This is a genomic window from Labrys miyagiensis (assembly GCF_030160835.1).
Lineage (GTDB): Bacteria > Pseudomonadota > Alphaproteobacteria > Rhizobiales > Labraceae > Labrys > Labrys miyagiensis.
Window position 1 is genome coordinate 122070 of record NZ_BSPC01000022.1, and the last position, 17379, is coordinate 139448.

Here is a 17379-nt window from a genome sequence, read left to right on the forward strand (position 1 = left end):
CACAGAAGAAGGGTGTGGGACGTCAACCCGCGCTGTCCATCGGGAGGAAACTATGCGGACCATCAAGGGGCCGGGGCTGTTTCTCGCCCAGTTTGCCCAGGATACGGCGCCTCACAACACGCTCGAAGGCATTGCCCGCTGGGCCAAGGGCTATGGCTACAAGGCCATCCAGATCCCGAGCTGGGATCAGCGCTTCTTCGATCTCGACAAGGCCTATGACAGCCAGACCTATTGCGACGAGATCAAGGGCAAGCTCGCCGATATCGGTATCGCGATCAGCGAGCTCTCCACACATTTCCAGGGCCAGATGGTCTCCGTCCACCCGGCCTATGACGCGATGTTTGACGGGCAGTGCCCGGCCCATCTGCGCGGCAATCCCGAAAAGCGTCGCCATTGGGCGGCCGACCAGGTGAAGAAGGCGGCGAAGGTTTCGCGCCGCTTCGGGCTGACCGAGCACGTGACCTTCACCGGATCGCTGGCCTGGCCCTATTTCTATCCCTATCCGCAGCGCCCGGCCGGCCTGATCGAGGAATGCTTCGCCGAGCAGGCAAGGCGCTGGAAGCCGATCCTCGACCTTTATGACGAGAATGGCGTTGACCTCTGCTACGAGATCCATCCCACCGAGGATGTCTTCGATGGCGACACCTTCGACATGTTTCTCGATGCGGTGGGCGGACATCCCCGCTGCCACATCAATTACGATGCCAGCCATTTCATCAAGCAGCAGCTCGACTATCTCGGCTTCATCGATGCTTACAGCGACCGCATCAAGATGTTCCATGTTAAGGATGCCGAGTTCAATCCCACACCCAAGCAGGGTGTCTATGGCGGCTACAAGGGCTGGCTGGACCGGGCCGGGCGCGACCGCTCGCTCGGCGACGGTCAGGTGAACTTCAAGGCGATCTTCTCCAAGCTCGCCGCCTATGATTTCGCCGGCTGGGCCGTCTATGAGTGGGAATGCTGCCTTCAGCACCCCGAGGTGGCGGCGCGCAAGGGGGCCCAGTTCATCGCTGACCACATCATCGAGGTGACGGATCGCGTCTTCGACGATTTCGCCGCCACGGGCGGCGACCGCGCTACCAATCTCAAGCTTCTCGGCGTGGGAGGCTGATGCGATGGTCTATGCCACGCAGGACGGCGGCGGGGGCAGGAAACTGCGCGTGGGCATGGTCGGCGGTGGCCGCAATGCCTTCATCGGCGCCGTGCACCGCATGGCGCTGCGCCTCGACGACCTCATCGTGCTGACAGCGGGGGCTCTTTCCGCCGACCCCGAGAACGCTCGCCTGTCCGGCGCCGATCTCGGCTTTGCGCCCGATCGCGCCTATTCGGACTATCGCGAGATGGCGGTGCGCGAGGCGGCCCGGCCTGATGGCATCCAGGCGGTGATCATCGTCACGCCCAATCATCTCCACTATCCGGTGGCCAGGGCCTTTCTGGAAGCTGGCATCGACGTGATCTGCGACAAGCCGCTCTCGACGACGCTGGAGCAGGCGAGGGAGTTGGTGGCACTTACGCAGGAGAAGAAGCTCGTCTTCGCGGTCACGCTGAACAACACCGGCTATCCCATGGTCCGCCAGGCGCGCGAGATGATCCAGGCTGGCGAGCTTGGCGATCTCCGCGTCGTGCATGCCACCTATATCCAGGACTGGCTGACCAATCCCATCGATGCCGACGGCCAGAAGCAGGCCGAATGGCGCACCGATCCCACCCGTGCCGGTTCCTCCGCCTGCCTCGCCGATATCGGCGTGCATGCCCATAACCTGGCGCTCTTCGTCACCTCGCTGGAACTCGACAAGGTTTCAGCCGATCTCACCACCTTCGTGCCGGGGCGGCGGCTCGACGACAACGCCCATGTGCTGCTGCGTTTCGCCGGCGGTGCACGCGGCGTATTGGCAGCAAGCCAGGTGGCAGTGGGCAATCTCAACGGCCTCAGCCTCAAGGTCTTCGGCACCAGGGCCGGCATCGAATGGGTGGGCGAGACGCCGGAATTCCTGCGTTTCACGCCATATGGCGAGCCCACACGCGTGCTGCAGCGCGGCGGCCCGGGCAGTTCCGGGGAGGCGCGGCGTGGCTCGCGCATGCCGGCGGGCCATCCCGAGGGTTATGTCGAGGGGTTTGCCAATCTCTATCGCGACGCAGCCGAATTGATTGTCGCGAGGCGCTCCGGGCGCACGCCGAGTGCGGCTGCTCTCGCGGCCACGCCCGGCGTCGTCGACGGTGCGCGTGGTGTCGCTTTCATCGAGGCGGCGGTGGAATCGAGCCGTAATGATGGTGCCTGGACTTCCGCGCGGCTGATTTGAGTGCAACTATGTGATGTCGGAGCGGTCGAGAAACCGCCAGTGACTGGGAGGGAACCATGAAACGCAACTATGGTCTGGCCGGCGCAAGCCTGATTGCGGCCTTGCTGGCCGTCAGCGGTGCACATGCCGCCGACAAGAAATTCGTCGTCGGCGTCTCCAACACGCTGATCGGCAATGGCTGGCGCGAAGAGATGATCTGCTCGATCAAGGCGCAGGCCGAGGCCTCGGGCGTGGTGTCGAAGGTCGTCGTCGCCAACCGCAATGGCGGCCCCTCCGAACAGATCGCCGATATCCGCAACCTGATCTCCGCCGGCGCCAACGCCATCATCATCAACCCGTCGGACCGCGATGCGCTGAACCCGATCATCAAGCAGGCTGCGGCCAAGGGCATCGTGGTGGTGGCCGTCGACCAGTCCGTCTCCGCGCCGGAAGCCTATACGCTTAGCAACGACCAGGTCGCCTATGGCAAGGTCGGCGCCAAATGGCTGTTCGACAAGCTTGGCGGCAAAGGCAATGTGCTCGAGATGCGCGGCATCGACGGCGTACCGGCCGATGCCGACCGGCATCAGGGCTTCACCGAGGCCCTGAAGGACTATCCGGATATCAAGGTGACCTCGGTATTCACCGGCTGGGCTCTCAACAAGACGGCGCAGACCACCAAGGAATTGCTGGCCTCGGGCAAGCAGATCGACGGCATCTGGACATCGGGCCTCGATAAGCCCGTCGTCGATGCCTATCAGACGGCTGGCAAGCCTTTCGTGCCGGTGGTCGGCGCCGACAATAACGGCTTCCTCGGCCAGTTGATCGCTCTCAAGGACAAGGGCCTGTCGGGCGTGGCCGTCAGCAATCCCCCGGCCGTGGGCGGCGCGGGCCTCGCCTTGGCTCTCGATATCCTGCAGAAGACGAAAGATCATCCGCATGTGGTGAAGGTCACGCCGACGGTATGGGACAATACCGACGCCGGCCTCGATACGCTGAAGAAGAACTACAATCCCAAGCTCGACCCCTTCTACAGCGTCGCCGTTTCGGTGCCCGGCTACACGACCTATACGATGGACCAGATCATCGGCTGCAAGGGGCCGTAGGGCTGGCTAGGAATGTCCGTCAATAAGGCGCGGGAAGCCTCCCCCACGAAGCTGGGGGAGGTGGCATTGCGAAGCAATGACGGAGGGGGTGTGGTCAGGATTGAGTGCGAGAAGCAGGTTGTTCGCTTGCGGTTCCCACGTCATTTCCTGACCACACCCCCTCCGACCTCGCTGACGCTCGGCCACCTCCCCCAGCTTCGTGGGGGAGGCTTCCCGCGCCTCGAATTCCAGGCCTTCACGCTACACTCAACCACATCCACCGGCACTTTCGCCGGCTTTCCTGAGCGGGATTGATGGCGGGCGACGATAATCTCCTCCTGCGTATCCATGGCGTGGCCAAGCGGTTCAATTCGGTGGTCGCCTTGCGCTCGGCCGATCTGGAGGTGCAGGCGGGAGAAGTCCACGCCCTGATGGGCGCCAATGGCGCCGGCAAGAGCACGCTGGTGAAGATCATCACCGGCGTCTACCCCGCCGATGGGGGCGAGATCACTCTCGCCGGCAAGCCCAGTGTCTTCCGCTCGCCCGCCGAGGCGCGCAGGGCCGGCATCGTCTCCGTCTACCAGGATCCGGCTATCGTGCCGGATCTCACGGTGGCGCAGAACATGCGCCTGGCCCGCGTGCCGCTCGAGGCGGTGAAGGCTGCGATGCGCACCCTCGGCATCGATCACATCGACCTCTCGCGCACGGCGCGCGATATCGACTTCGCGCTGCTGCGCCTGATCGACCTTTCCCGCGCACTTGCCTCCAACCCCTCGATCCTGCTGCTCGACGAGATCACCGCTGCTCTGCCGGCGGACCTGTCGGAGCGGGTGTTCCAGGTGGTGCGCGATTGGCGGCGCGGTGGCAAGAGCGTCATCTTCATCTCTCATCGCATGGCCGAGGTCGCCGCGCTCTGCGATCGCGCCACCGTGCTGCGCGACGGCGTGACGGTGGGCGTGACGCCGACAGCCGGGGCCGAGGCCAAGATCGTCAACATGATGCTGGGCACGGATGTCGCCAAGGCCGCTGCGGCTGTCGAGCGGCGCGCGGCCAACATCGCGACAGGCGGGCCGCCGGCCCTGGAGGTTCGCAACCTTAACTACGGCCATGCCGTGCGCGATGTCTCCTTCAGCGTCGCGCCGGGCGAGGTGCTGGGTGTCGCCGCCCTGGAGGGGCAGGGGCAGGAGGAGCTGTTCGACTGTATCGCCGGAGTGCGGCGGGCCGATGCCGGCGAGGTGCGGGCGCATGGCGAGCTGCTGCGCCTGCGCCATCCGGCCGATGCCATCCGGGCCGGACTGGTGCTGGTTCCGGCCAACCGACTGCAGGCCCTGCTGCACCAGCGTTCCGTTCGCGAAAATATCGCCCTTTCGGCCTTCGGCGCCCTGAGGAGTTGGGGCGCCATCGCCATGGGGGCGGAGCGTCACCGGGTCGACGATGCGATACAACGCCTGCAGATCGATACCCGCGCCGCACCCGAAGTGCGCCGTCTCAGCGGCGGCAACCAGCAGAAAGTGGTGATCGCCCGCTGGATCGCCTCGGGCTTCCGCACTCTGCTCTGCTTCGATCCGACGCGCGGCATCGATGTCGGCACCAAGCAGCAGATCTATGCGCTGCTGCGCGAGGTGGCGGGGCAGGGGGCTTCGGTGCTGCTGTTCACCTCCGAGCTTCCGGAGATCCGGCTCGCCTGTGATCGGGCCATCGTGTTGTTCGGTGGCCGTATCTCCGGCGAGATGCCGGCGGAAAAGGCCGACGAGGCCCGGCTGCTCCATGCCGCGCATGGGCTCCCGCCGGCCGAGACGGCGGAGGTGCGGGCGTGAGCGAGACAACGGCGATACCGCGCAAATCCGGGGAGGGCTTGTTTCGCAAGCTCCGCGCCTTCGGCATGCCGCTCGTCTTCACTGCTGCCATCGTCGCGACGGCCGCCATCCACCCCGATTTCGGCTCCTTCGATATCCAATCGCTCGCCCTCGGCGCCTTGCCGCTGGCGTTGGCCGCGGCGGCGCAGGCGATCGTGGTGATCAGCGGTGGCATCGACCTTTCCGTCGGCTCGCTGATCGCGGTCTCCAATGTGCTCTCGGCCAGCCTGATGCAGACGGCCTCCTTCCGCCAGGCCCTGCTCCTCTCCATATTCATCCTGATCGTCGGCGCCGTGCAGGGCGCGCTCAACGGCATCGTCACCGCCATCTCCCGTATTCCCGATGTGGTGGTAACCCTGACGACCGGCTTCATCTGGGGCGGCGTGGCCCTGCTGATCCTGGAACGTCCCGGCGGTGGCGCACCGCTCGAATTCCTCAACATCGCGGCCGGCGCCGATCTCTCCGAATGGGTGCCGAACGCCCTGATCGTCATGGTGCTGGTCACCGCGGCGATCTGGCTGCCCATCCGCTACAGCCGCATCGGCCTGCTTATCTATGCGGCCGGCAGCGATCCTGTCGCCGCTTTCCGCAGCGGCGTCAATGTCAAGGTTGCGCGCACCCTGGCCTATACCTTTGGCGGCATCGCCTGCGCCGCCGGCGGCATCACGCTCACCATGACCACCGGCATCGGCGCGCCGCTCTCCGGCACCTATTACACGCTGAGCAGCGTCGCCGCCGCGGTGATCGGGGGCGTCAGCCTCACCGGCGGGCGCGGCGGCATGGTGGGGCCTGTGATCGCCGCGCTGCTGCTGACGCTGATCCCGATGGACCTGATCTTCCTCTCGATCGATCCCAATTACGGCCAGGTCATCCAGGGTACGCTGATCGTGCTGGTGGTGATGATCGGCGGCTTCATCACCTTCATGCAGGCGCGCAAATGACGGCTGTCCTGCAGTTCCTGCGCAACCAGACCATCTTCGCGCTGATCTTCATCCTGGCGCTGTTCGTCGCCGGCATCGAGATCGCGCGTCCCGGCACGGTGACACCACTGTGGATCTCCAACATCCTGCTCTTCGCCGCGCCGCTCGCCATCCTCGGCGCCGGGCAGACGCTGGTGATGCTGACGGGGGGTATCGACCTCTCGGTGGCAGCGGTGGCGACGGGGGCGGCCTATCTGCTCGCCACCAATGCCAGCTCGGGCGATGCGACGGCGCTTGTCGTCGCCCTCAGCCTCGGCATCGTGGTGGGCGTGGTCAACGGCATCGGCGTCGCTGTCCTGCGCGTGCAGCCTTTGATCATGACGCTCGGCACCGGGTTGATGACCGGTGGCGTGATGATCGTCTACAGCCAGCAGATGATGGCGAGCCAGCCGCATGTGCCGGAGTTCATCCAGACGCTCGGGGCCGGCAAGCTGTTCGGCCTCGTGCCCGTCAATCTCTTCCTCTGGCTCATCGTCGCCGGGCTGATGCTGTTCGGCCTGCACCGCACCGGTTTCGGGCGTCTGCTCTATGCCATCGGCGACAACCGCGAGGCGTGCCATCTCGCCGGCATCCGCGTCTGGCGGGTGCTCTTCGTCGATTATCTGCTCTGCTCGATCCTTGCCGCCATTGCCGGCCTGGTGCTGGTGGGCGGCACCAATGCCTCCGATCTCAGCCTCGCCGATTCCTATCTGCTGCCGTCGGTCGCCTGCGTGATCATCGGCGGCACCTCGATCTTCGGCGGCAGGGGCGGCTATGCCGGCACCATCGTCGGGGCGCTGATCCTCACCGTGCTCACCAGCATCCTCACCCTGATGGACGTGCATGAACCGATCAAGCAGGTGCTCTATGGCGCCATCATCCTGCTGCTCGCCGCCGCCTATGCCCGGTTGACGGAATAGAGCGCGGTAGGGTTAGCTGCATCATGGTCAGGGAAAACGAAATCCGCGACGGCGAGGTTGCCGTCGAGCCGCCGGCCGCGCGAGATGCGGGACTGCAGTTCATCGGGCGCATCTCGACGCCCTGGACGCACCGCCGGCTCTGCCCGCGACAGGGACGGCAGGACGGCCCGATCTGCCGCATCGAGCTGTTCGAGCCCTGGGTCGCCGCACTCGAAGGCATCGAGCGCTATCCGCAGCTGGAAATCCTCTATTGGCTCGACATGTCGCGCCGCGACCTCGTGCTGCAGAGCCCGGCCAATGACGGCTCGGTGCGTGGCACCTTCGCGCTGCGTTCGCCGGCACGCCCCAACCCGATCGGTACCTCGATCGTGCTGCAGGTGGCACGGAAAGGGGCCATGCTGCTGGTGCGCGGGCTCGACTGCCTTGACGGCACGCCTCTGCTCGACATCAAGCCGGACCGGCGCGATTTCGTGCCCATCGCGCCGCCCCAATCGGGCGATTTCGAGGTCGGCGACGCCGGGACGGGCGAGGCCGGATGAAGACGATCCTGATTGCCGCGGCGCTGGTCCTGCGCGGCAGCGATGAAACGCTGCTGGTACGCAAGCGCGGAAGCACCGCCTTCATGCAACCGGGCGGCAAGATCGAGGATGGCGAGAGCCCAGCCGCGGCGCTGGTGCGCGAGCTGAAGGAAGAGATTGGCCTGACGGTCGAGGCGGACGAGCTTGCCTTCTTCGGCCGCTTCGAGGCCATGGCGGCCAACGAGGCCGGGCAGAGGGTCAGGGCGGAGGTCTTCCTCGCGCAGGCTGGCGCCACCGACACCAGGCCCACTGCGGAGATCGAGGAAGTGCGCTGGATATCGATCTCGGCGCCGGGGACCATAGCCATGGCACCACTCACCGAACACCAGATCCTGCCCGCCTATCGCCGCCTGCGGGCGGAGGCCTCGTAGGGCCTGACCGAAAAATCGCGAGAGGCCAGACGTGCGCTCGCAATGACGGCGTTTCTGCCGTCTTTTTAGCTTCGTCACACTTTTTGAGTCAGGCTTGAAGACTTCACTCCACCATCTCCACCTTCCCGTCGGCGAGATGGTAGATGCCTCCGACGACTTTCAGCTTTCCGTCCGAGACCGCGCCCTGGAGGATCGGCGTCGCCGATTTTAGCGCCGCGACAGTGTCGATGACGTTCTGGCGGATGGCATTGGCGAGCGGATCGCCGCTCTGCTGGGCGCTTTCCTTGACGGCCGGGGCGAGGGCGTTGACCAGGGATGGGAGATGGCCGGGCAGGGTCGAATTGTCCTTGAGCGATTTGATGGTGGCCTCGATCGCCCCGCAGCTCTCGTGGCCCAGCACCAGGATCAGCGGCGCGCCGAGAATGGCCACGGCATATTCGAAGCTCGCGATCGATTCGGCGTTCGCGAAGTTGCCGGCCACGCGGCAGACGAAGAGATCGCCCCTGCCGCTGTCGAAAGCATATTCAGGTGCGATGCGGGAATCGGCGCAGCTCAGGATACCTGCATAGGGGTTCTGGCCAGCCGTCAGGGCCTCGCGCTCATGCTTGAAATCATGCCTCCTCGACACGCCCGCGACATAGCGTTGGTTTCCTTTGTGGAGGAACTCCAGCGCCTGATCCGGTGAGACGACGTTCTGCGGCTTGGGCGGAGCCTTCGCTTCCTTGGCGGACAGGGCTCCAGAAAAGCCGGCGCTGGCGGTGGCCGCCGCCAGAAGATGAAGGACATGGCGCCTGGATAAGCCGTGTGAAAGCCCGGATCCGGTAGTTCTGCAGATGTCGCACATTCTGAAACCTCTGTGTTCTCAGGACAATGAACGCTCTGGAATATTGGAGATCTCTAGTTTGACGTTGCGCAACACATCGGCAAAGATCAAGGCCACCGCTCGCTTCGCAGCATCAATAAAAGGCGGGATTGGAGGTTCTGGATTTTGAGTCTCTATTTTCGATATCTATAACAGAAAGAATAGACAGGCATCCACTGCTTTGTTTCTTAGCCGTCATCAAAGTTGTGGCAGGGATGAGGAGGGCGCTGGTGGCCAAAAGCACATCATGCGGGACAACGCTCGCATTGCTTCCAAAAAGCACCGGCGCGCGAGTCGCCTCGCGCGCCGGCTTGTGGGCAACCGGACCGGTGAGCGAAACCTCTCACCGATGGTCCGGCGGATGATCCAGGCCTTTCATCAAGGCTGGCACGTTCAGGCGGTCAACACCGCCTTCTCTGAACCAGCGCGAATTCCCTGGATCATGGTGTAGTCAGACACTGGATCACCTCCTTTCGTTGGTTTCGGACATCACAAGATTGGCGGCTAAGGTTGTGTTTGTAAAGCCACCCCCGGCGGCGGACTGGATCTGACCGTGAAATCAATGGCTTCCTGGCGCAGCCAGGCGCAGAACAGCGAGGATTTGCGGTGACGGCGCGCCCGGCGAAGCGCCACGTAATGCTGTCCGCTGTCGAGGAATCCAAGGGGTGCCGCGAGTCGGCCGAGACGGATATCGTCGCAGACATAGGGCCAAGGCGCGACGCACACGCCGAGCGCGGCCCCGGCCGCCTCCAGCATGAAATAGAAATGCTCGTAATCGACGCGCGTGCCGGTTTTGATCGCGACACCCGAACGCGCGACCCAATCCTCCCACGCGCGCGGGCGCGTGCGCGTGTGCAACACGGGCAGGCTCGCCAGATCCGCTGCCTTCTCCGCAGCGAAGACTGGGGCCAGGACGGGGCCAGTCTGCTCGGCAAAAAGCGGCACCACCTGCGCTCCTTCCGGCCAGGGCGGACTGCCGACGCGGAGGGCGACGTCGAAAGCGTCGCGTGCAAAGTCGACCGGGCGATGCGAGGCGGTCAGCCGGACTTCGATATCGGGATAGGCAGCCTGGAAGCGGTAGAGCCGAGGGATCAGCCAGCGCATGGTGAAGGTGCCAGGGCAGGAAACATCGAGCACCCCCTCCTGCGAGTCGGCCACGGCACGCACGGAAAGGTCCAACTGGTCGAAGCCGGTGCTGAGGCCGGACAGCAGCATGGTCCCGGCCTCCGTCAGCCGCAGCGCGTTCCGCGGTCCGTCGAACAGCGGCACGCCGAGCATCTCTTCCAGATGCCGGATCTGCCGGCTGATGGCGCTATGGGTGACATTCAATTCCTCGGCGGCCAGCGTCATGCGCCCGAGCCGCCCGGCGGCTTCGAAGGCTCGGAGGGCATTGAGGGAGGGCAGGCGTCGGTTCATGTGAGTTTTTCGCACAAGGATTGTTAGATCATATCGATTTTCACGGAGCGCACCATGGCTCTATCTGAACCATATGGTGAACGCATCGGTAGCCGGAGACAGGAGATCGGCATTTCGATGTCGAATTTGCATTTTCACTGGGCTGCGGCCGTCGTCAGATATAGCAGGAGCACATTGTGCAGAAAAGACACAAGGACGGCAGTGCTGGCGATGCCAATTACGGCATCATCGGCATGGATTATCGTAGATATCGCCAGCCCGATCCTCATATCGCCCGCTTCATCCACGCCGCGCTCGGCGATGCCGCCAGCGTGCTGAATGTCGGGGCGGGGGCCGGCTCCTACGAACCGCCAGATCGGCAGGTGACGGCCGTGGAGCCCTCCGCCTCGATGCGAGCGCAGCGTCCTGCTCATCTGCCGGCCGCGATCGACGCCGTGGCGGAACGCCTGCCTTTCGCCGATGGCAGCTTCGAGGCCAGCATGGCCACCTTCACCGTGCATCAATGGGCCGATCTCGCCGCCGGCCTTGCCGAGATGCGGCGGGTGACGCGCGGGCCGGTAGTGATCCTGAGCTGCGATCCCAATGCACTCGAACGGTTCTGGCTGCACGCCTACGCACCGGAAGCCATCGCCGTGGAGGCGCGGCGTTATCCCTCGATGCAGGCCATCATCGAAGGGCTCGGCGGCAGCAGGGCCGACATCCTGCCGGTGCCCATCCCGCTCGATTGTGTCGATGGCTTCGGCGAAGCCTATTACGGGCGCCCGGAACGGCTGCTCGACCCCGGCGCCCGACTCGCCAATTCAGCCTGGAGCTTTGTCGAACCGTCGGTCGGCGAGCGCTTCGTGGCCGATCTCAGCCACGACCTCGCCGACGGAAGCTGGGATGCCAGCTACGGCCATCTGCGGGCGCAGCCCTTCTTCGAAGGCTCCCTGCGCCTGATCGTGGGTCGGCCCTGAGAAGCGCGGCGGACCAGATGCTTCAAGTCCGCTCGGCGTCGTCTAACGCACGCTGCCGTCCCGGCCCGTCCACATGCTTTCGGCTTCGGGATCGGGTGAGTGCTCGTTGCCGTGCTGGGTGAAGTCGTCCCAGCCTTCGGCCTCGCTGAGCTCGTCGGCGTCGTCGTTGATATCAGCCTTGTCGATCAGGATGGCGCCGTCGCGCTCCAGCACGGCGTTGATCTCAGCCTCGTTCTGTACGGTCGGATCGAGGCGCAGCCAGAGGAACGCGCTGCCCTGGCTGAGTGCATGCATATAGGTGGAGGCCGTCTCGCTCGACAGGCCATGCTGGTCGAGGATATGGCTAACCTCTTGCGCGGCCCTGTCCCCACCTTCCACAATGGAGATCTGGTTCTGCGCGACGCCGGCCGCCTCCAGGTCGGCCTTGGCTTTCGTAGCGGTGTCGGGGCGATCGAAGAGGGCGTGGATGAGTGCTGACATGATCGTCTCCAGAACGGTGCGTTTCCGGATAGGGAGCGGGCAGGCGCTGCCCGCCGCTACGGACAACGCGCAGGGCGGCGAATGGTTCAATGGGTGCGGGCGGAGGAAGGCATGACGTCTATTCCAACCACGAAGCTGCCGGATGGTTCCTTCATGCCGGTCTTCGGGCTCGGCACCTGGGGCATGGGAGAAAGCCGCGCCAGCTTCGAGGAGGAAGCGAGGGCGCTGCGTGCGGGCCTGGACCTCGGTATCACCCTCATCGACACGGCCGAGATGTATGGCAGCGGCGGGGCCGAGCGAGTGGTGGCCAGCGCGATCGCCGGGCGGCGGGACGAGGCCTATCTCGTCAGCAAGGTGCTGCCCTCCAATGCCGGGCATCGCCAAGCCTTGCGCGCCTGCGAGGAGAGCCTCAAGCGCCTCGGGACCGACCGCCTCGACCTTTACCTTCTGCATTGGCGTGGCGGCGTGCCGCTCGCCGAGACGGTGCGTGCCTTCGAGGATTTGCGCAAGGCCGGCAAGATCCTGCGCTGGGGCGTGTCGAATTTCGATGTCGAGGATATCCTCGAACTCGAGACCATCAGCAAGGCCTGCGCCACCAACCAGGTGCTCTACAATCTGGTGCGCCGAGGCATCGAATATGATCTCATGCCCCTGAGCCGCGAGCGGTCCATGCCGATCATGGCCTATTCACCGATCGAGCAGGGGCGTCTCGCCGCTGACAGGACGCTGGCCGACATCGCTGCGGCCCATAGTGCGACACCGGCGCAGATCGCGCTCGCCTGGGTGCTGGACAGGCCCGGGGTCGTCGTCATTCCCAAGTCCAGCCGGCCGTCGCACGTCTCGGAGAACCTGATGTCGCTTTACATCCGCCTGACCAGCGCCGATCGTGCCGCGCTCGATGCCGCCTTCCCGCCGCCGCGCCGGAAACGCTCTCTCGAGATGATCTGACGGCACGCACTTAGTGGCCAGCCTCGTATTCTGAATTGTCGGATCTTTGTCGAATGATATGATTTCGTCCTGGGCCATGGGGCCGGCGGGGAGCGCATCATTCAACAGCCTCTTTCTGGACTGCTCGTTTTCGCGCTGCTCTGCCTGAGTGCAGTCGCCGGCTTTGCCCTGCGCAAGCGCCTGTCCGAGGCGCATCTGTCGAACGAGAGCCTGGAATCGCTGCGCCTCGTCACAGGCCTGCTGGTGACCTTCCTGGCTCTGGTGATGAGCCTGCAGCTTACTTCGGTGAAGACGTCGTTCGACAACGCCTATCACGACCGTGGCCTCGACGCGGCTCAGCTTGCCTATCTCGATCAGTGCCTGCGCAATTATGGTCCCGAGACGGCGCAGGCCCGCAGCCAGCTCCATTCCTACACCGCCGGCGTGATTGCCAGTACCTGGCCGGATGAGCCACCGCCGGCCGGCGTCGACTATCCCGATCCCAAGACCATGAATATGGTCGGAGAAAATCCCACCCTTGCCGGGCTGCTGAACCAGGTGGGACTGGAGATCGCCAGGCTCGCCCCTGCCGACGCCCTGCACCAGAACCTCGCTGCAAGCTGCCGGCAGGCCTATGAGAACGCGCAGAGCCGGCGCTGGACCGTGATCGAGGACGCCCATAACTCGGTGTCGCCGCTGTTCTCGCAGATCCTGACCTTCTGGCTGATGCTGGTCTTTCTCAGCTTCGGGCTGCAGGCGCCGCGCAAATTGCTCCCTGTGATCGTCATGGGCATCGGCGTCGTCGCGGTTGCGAGCGCCATGTTCGTGATTGCCGATCTCGATCTGCCCTATGGCGGCCTTTTCGGTATTCCAAGTACTGCCATGCGAAATGCGCTTGCCGATATGCTGCGTTAGGTGAAAATGACCATATTCATCATATAGATGAGTCAACTTCGAGTTGATATTGCTCGACGAAATATATAAGAAGGACTGAACCGGACCTCTATTTCTGGGAAAGCTATATCTCGCCCTCCCGTACCGTGCAGCCAATTCGGCCTTTCGAACTTCCTTGTTTCGGATATTTGTTTCCTAGAGGAAGGTTATTATTTTAATTGATGAAAGGCTTCATTCGAAAGTATTAATAACTACGGCTAATTTATTACGGCACAGAACTTTTAAAATAGCCGTTGAAGTGCGACAGTAGCACTGTACCGCGTGGCGCCATGCGTTACTTTGCAGATTTGTCTCAGCGCCATTGGAGTTCCAATGCGGATAGCTTTTGTGCATGAGTGGCTGGTGACCTATGCAGGCTCCGAGAAGGTTCTGTCAGAGATGCTGAAGGATTTTCCGCAGGCGGATCTGTTCTGCCTGGTGGATTTCAGCGAAGGGCGCTACAAGCAACATTTCATGGGGAAGAGCTTCAAGACGAGCTTCCTCCAGAGATTCAAGGCGTTCGCGAAGGTCTACAGATATTTCTTTCCGCTGATGACGATCGCGGTCGAGCAATTCGATCTGTCCGGCTATGACATGGTTATCTCCAACAGCCACGCTGTTGCAAAGGGCGTGATCACCGGGCCCGACCAGCTTCACATCTGCTACTGCTACACGCCGATGCGCTACGCCTGGGATCTCCAGCACCAATATCTCAGGGAACAGGGCTTCGACGGGCGGCCGAGCGGCGTGGTGGCCCGCGCCTTGCTGCACAGGGCCAGGATCTGGGACACGCGCACGGCCAATGGCGTCGATCATTTCATCGCCTGCTCGCAATATATCGGGCGGCGGATCTGGAAGGCCTATCGGCGCAATTCCGAGGTCGTCTATCCAGGTGTCGACACCGACTATTTCCAGATTGGCGGCACCAAGGGCGATTACTATTTCACCTCGTCCCGCATGGTGCCCTACAAGAAGATCCCGCTGATCGTCGAAGCCTTCAAGCAGATGCCCGACAAGAAGCTCGTCGTGATCGGCGACGGTCCGCAATACAAGGATGCCCTGCGCAAGGCCGGCCCCAATGTGTCGGTGCTTGGGTATCAGCCCAATGACGTGCTGCTCAAGCATATGCAGGAGGCCAAGGCCTTCATCTTCGCGGCGGAAGAGGACTTCGGCATCACGCCGCTGGAGGCGCAGGCTTGTGGTACGCCGGTGCTCGCCTTCGGCCGTGGCGGCGCTTCTGAAACCGTGGTCGACGGCGTGACGGGCTTCCATTTCTGGGAGCAGACCACGGATGCCATCTGCGCGGCTGTCCGCAAGTTCGAGAACACCACTGTCGAATTCGATCCAGCGACGATCCGCCGACATGCGGAGCGTTTCTCGATTCCCCGCTTCCGTCAGGAATTCAAGGCATTCGTGATGGCGAAGTGGCAGGCGCACAACCGTTCCAGCGAAAGCGTGCAAGAAAGGACGACGAATGAAGCAGGCCTTCGTGACGGGGATAACGGGGCAGGACGGAGCATACCTGACCGCGCACCTGCTGAGTAAAGGGTATCGCGTCTTTGGCGGCCACCGCAGGACGAGTTCGCAGAATTTCTGGCGCCTGGCGCAACTCAAGGTGGCCGATCACCAGAACTTCTCGCTGATCGAGCATGATCTTACCGATCTGGGTTCGAACATCCGCGCGATCACCACGATCGAGCCGGACGAGATCTACAATCTCGCCGGGCAGAGCTTCGTGGCCGTCTCCTTCAAGGAGCCGACGCTGACGGCGCAGATCTCGGCGGTCGGCGCGTTGCAACTCCTGGAGGCGGTGCGCATCGTCAACCCGAAGATCCGCGTCTACCAGGCCTCCTCTGCCGAGATGTACGGCAAGGTGCAGGCGATTCCGCAAACCGAGGACACCCCGTTCTATCCCAGGAGCCCCTATGCGGTGGCCAAGCTGTTCGGGCATTGGTCGGCGGTGAATTATCGGGAGTCCTACGGTATCTTCGCGAGCTCGGGCATCCTGTTCAACCATGAATCGCCTCTGCGCGGGCCGGAATTCGTGACGCGCAAGATCAGCATCGGCGCAGCCCGCATCCGTCTCGGCCTGCAGCCAAGCATCACGCTGGGCAATCTCGACGCCAGGCGCGATTGGGGCTTCGCCGGCGAGTTCGTCGACGGCATGTGGCGCATGCTGCAGGCGGAGGAGCCCAACACCTTTGTGCTCGCCACCGGCGTGACCACCAAGGTGCGCGACTTCGCCACCCAGGCCTTCGCGGCCGCCGACATCCATCTCGATTGGGTGGGCAGCGGCGACGATGAAGTGGGCCGTTGCCGGGAAACGGGGCGCACGATCGTCCAGATCGATCCAGCCTTGCGTCGTCCCTCCGAGGTGGACATGCTGCTCGGCAGTCCCGCCAAGGCAGGACGCATCCTCGACTGGACGCCGCGGACGACAGTGGGCGAACTCGCGAGCATGATGGTGCAGGCCGATCTCGTGCGCGAAAAGGCGCTGGCCAGCATCGCGCATTGAGGGCCTCTCATGACAGCGGCTCTCGTTGGCGGGTAGATCACAGTGCTGCTCCGTGCCGATGAGCCAAAGGCCGGAGCCGTTGATAGCGGCAGGCTCTTCAGGCGGCCGGTTTAGGGAGAAATTCGTTCGCCCTCAGCGGGTTCCTGACCTCGTCGAGCGGCGCCAGCAGGTGCAGGACCGTGTTGCGCAGCCAGATATGCTCGCGATTGGCGCTTTCGCGCTTGTGCCAGTAAAGGAAGAGCTGGGTCATCGGCACGTCGAAGGGCAGGCGATGGATCTGCAAGCCAAGGCGGCCCGCGACCGACAGGGCGAAGCGCACCGGCAGCACGCCCAGGAGATCGGACTGTGCCACGATGCGGCCGACGCCGTAGAAGCCGGGAATGGAGACGGCGACATGCCGTCGGCGGCCGAGACCGGCGAGAACGGTATCCTCGGGACGTTCATAGTCGTCCGTCACCGAAAAGATCGCATGGGCGAGGGTGCAGAACAGGCCAAGCGGCATGACATCGCCCCAGCCGATGCCGGCTTCCTTGATGTCCGGATGATTGTCGCGCGCCACCGCCACGAAGGAAGCCTGGAAGGCCGCGGCCCTCTCGATCCAGTCGGGCTGGGGCAGGGACACCGACAGGGCCAGGTCGAAGCGGCCGGCGGAGACGGGGTCGAAGAGGTTATCGGCATCGGCCGGCAACAGCTTGAGGCGGACATTGGGCGCCACCCGCCGCACCGTGTCGGTGAGCTTGGGCATCAGCATCTCATTGAAGAAATCGGAACCCGCGATCGTGAAGGAGCGCGCGCAGGTGACAGGATCGAAAGGCGTGCCTCCGGAGAGGGCGTATTCGAGACTCACCAGAGCGGAACGTACCGGGTTCTCGAGCGAGCGGGCAAAGGGCGTGGGCACCAGCACGTTGCCCTCGCGGACAAAGAGGGGATCGCCGAGCGCCTCGCGCAGGCGGCGCAGAGCGGCGCTCACGGCGGGCTGGCTCAAACCGACAATCTCGGCCACCCGTGTGGTGTTGCGCTCGGCTAGCATGCCGTCCAGCACGCGGAGCAGATTGAGATCGAAAGTCCGCAAATTCATGCGGCTTATACCTTATACGCGGGCAATCAATCTCATTTATGCCGGATGAGCGTTCCTTGTCACGCAGCTTTTCGGGCCAAAACGTTTAAAATCGAAAAACATTAGCGAAGGACGGCGTGACCGTTCGCAGCGGTGATGCCTCGCGGCTTCAAGAGGGCTTCTTT

General features: G+C 63.7%; 17 protein-coding genes. 13 read left to right on the forward strand and 4 right to left on the reverse strand.

Going from position 1 to position 17379, the window contains the following annotated elements:
• The first annotated feature begins 52 nt into the window (after positions 1-52).
• The 8 genes from QQL24_RS11930 (at position 53) to QQL24_RS11965 (ending at position 8048) form a co-directional block, all read left to right on the forward strand.
• Positions 53-1111, forward strand: a complete 1059-nt coding sequence (locus tag QQL24_RS11930; protein WP_284312277.1) for a sugar phosphate isomerase/epimerase family protein — start codon at positions 53-55, stop codon at positions 1109-1111.
• A 4-nt stretch (positions 1112-1115) separates the two neighbouring features.
• On the forward strand, positions 1116-2300 hold the full coding sequence (locus QQL24_RS11935; protein WP_284312278.1) for a Gfo/Idh/MocA family protein: 1185 nt from the start codon (positions 1116-1118) through the stop codon (positions 2298-2300).
• 56 nt (positions 2301-2356) lie between these two features.
• Positions 2357-3385: an ABC transporter substrate-binding protein gene (locus QQL24_RS11940; RefSeq protein WP_284312279.1), complete on the forward strand. Its 1029-nt coding sequence runs from the start codon at positions 2357-2359 to the stop codon at positions 3383-3385.
• A gap of 293 nt (positions 3386-3678) precedes the next feature.
• On the forward strand, positions 3679-5181 hold the full coding sequence (locus QQL24_RS11945; protein ID WP_284312280.1) for a sugar ABC transporter ATP-binding protein: 1503 nt from the start codon (positions 3679-3681) through the stop codon (positions 5179-5181).
• Entirely contained in the window at positions 5178-6161 is a 984-nt protein-coding gene (locus QQL24_RS11950) for an ABC transporter permease (RefSeq protein WP_284312281.1), read from the forward strand. The genes QQL24_RS11945 and QQL24_RS11950 overlap by 4 nt, the downstream gene beginning before the upstream one ends.
• On the forward strand, positions 6158-7099 hold the full coding sequence (locus QQL24_RS11955; protein ID WP_284312282.1) for an ABC transporter permease: 942 nt from the start codon (positions 6158-6160) through the stop codon (positions 7097-7099). The genes QQL24_RS11950 and QQL24_RS11955 overlap by 4 nt, the downstream gene beginning before the upstream one ends.
• Before the next feature lie 23 nt (positions 7100-7122).
• Positions 7123-7638, forward strand: a complete 516-nt coding sequence (locus QQL24_RS11960; RefSeq protein ID WP_284312283.1) for an SAM-dependent methyltransferase — start codon at positions 7123-7125, stop codon at positions 7636-7638.
• Positions 7635-8048: an NUDIX hydrolase gene (locus tag QQL24_RS11965; RefSeq protein ID WP_284312284.1), complete on the forward strand. Its 414-nt coding sequence runs from the start codon at positions 7635-7637 to the stop codon at positions 8046-8048. The genes QQL24_RS11960 and QQL24_RS11965 overlap by 4 nt, the downstream gene beginning before the upstream one ends.
• 103 nt (positions 8049-8151) lie before the next feature.
• On the opposite strand, the gene QQL24_RS11970 is transcribed toward QQL24_RS11965, so the two are convergent.
• Positions 8152-8892 (reverse strand): carbonic anhydrase, encoded by a 741-nt coding sequence (locus QQL24_RS11970; RefSeq protein ID WP_284312285.1) that lies wholly within the window; start codon positions 8890-8892, stop codon positions 8152-8154.
• A gap of 522 nt (positions 8893-9414) precedes the next feature.
• Entirely contained in the window at positions 9415-10326 is a 912-nt protein-coding gene (locus tag QQL24_RS11975; protein WP_284312286.1) for a LysR family transcriptional regulator, read from the reverse strand.
• A 176-nt stretch (positions 10327-10502) separates the two neighbouring features.
• Here QQL24_RS11975 and QQL24_RS11980 point away from each other — a divergent pair, with 176 nt between their 5' ends.
• Positions 10503-11282 (forward strand): class I SAM-dependent methyltransferase, encoded by a 780-nt coding sequence (locus QQL24_RS11980; RefSeq protein ID WP_284312288.1) that lies wholly within the window; start codon positions 10503-10505, stop codon positions 11280-11282.
• A 42-nt stretch (positions 11283-11324) separates the two neighbouring features.
• On the opposite strand, the gene QQL24_RS11985 is transcribed toward QQL24_RS11980, so the two are convergent.
• On the reverse strand, positions 11325-11762 hold the full coding sequence (locus tag QQL24_RS11985) for a hypothetical protein (RefSeq protein WP_284312289.1): 438 nt from the start codon (positions 11760-11762) through the stop codon (positions 11325-11327).
• A 111-nt stretch (positions 11763-11873) separates the two neighbouring features.
• Here QQL24_RS11985 and QQL24_RS11990 point away from each other — a divergent pair, with 111 nt between their 5' ends.
• From QQL24_RS11990 to gmd, 4 genes are all read left to right on the forward strand, one after another.
• Positions 11874-12710, forward strand: a complete 837-nt coding sequence (locus tag QQL24_RS11990) for an aldo/keto reductase (protein WP_284312291.1) — start codon at positions 11874-11876, stop codon at positions 12708-12710.
• 144 nt (positions 12711-12854) lie between these two features.
• Positions 12855-13604, forward strand: a complete 750-nt coding sequence (locus QQL24_RS11995) for a bestrophin-like domain (protein ID WP_488803360.1) — start codon at positions 12855-12857, stop codon at positions 13602-13604.
• A 351-nt stretch (positions 13605-13955) separates the two neighbouring features.
• On the forward strand, positions 13956-15167 hold the full coding sequence (locus QQL24_RS12000; protein ID WP_284312294.1) for a glycosyltransferase family 4 protein: 1212 nt from the start codon (positions 13956-13958) through the stop codon (positions 15165-15167).
• Positions 15097-16137 (forward strand): GDP-mannose 4,6-dehydratase, encoded by a 1041-nt coding sequence (gene gmd, locus QQL24_RS12005; protein WP_284312296.1) that lies wholly within the window; start codon positions 15097-15099, stop codon positions 16135-16137. The genes QQL24_RS12000 and gmd overlap by 71 nt, the downstream gene beginning before the upstream one ends.
• A 97-nt stretch (positions 16138-16234) precedes the next feature.
• Here gmd and QQL24_RS12010 read toward each other — a convergent pair whose 3' ends face one another.
• Positions 16235-17215, reverse strand: a complete 981-nt coding sequence (locus tag QQL24_RS12010; RefSeq protein ID WP_284312298.1) for a LysR family transcriptional regulator — start codon at positions 17213-17215, stop codon at positions 16235-16237.
• Positions 17216-17379 lie beyond the last annotated feature (164 nt).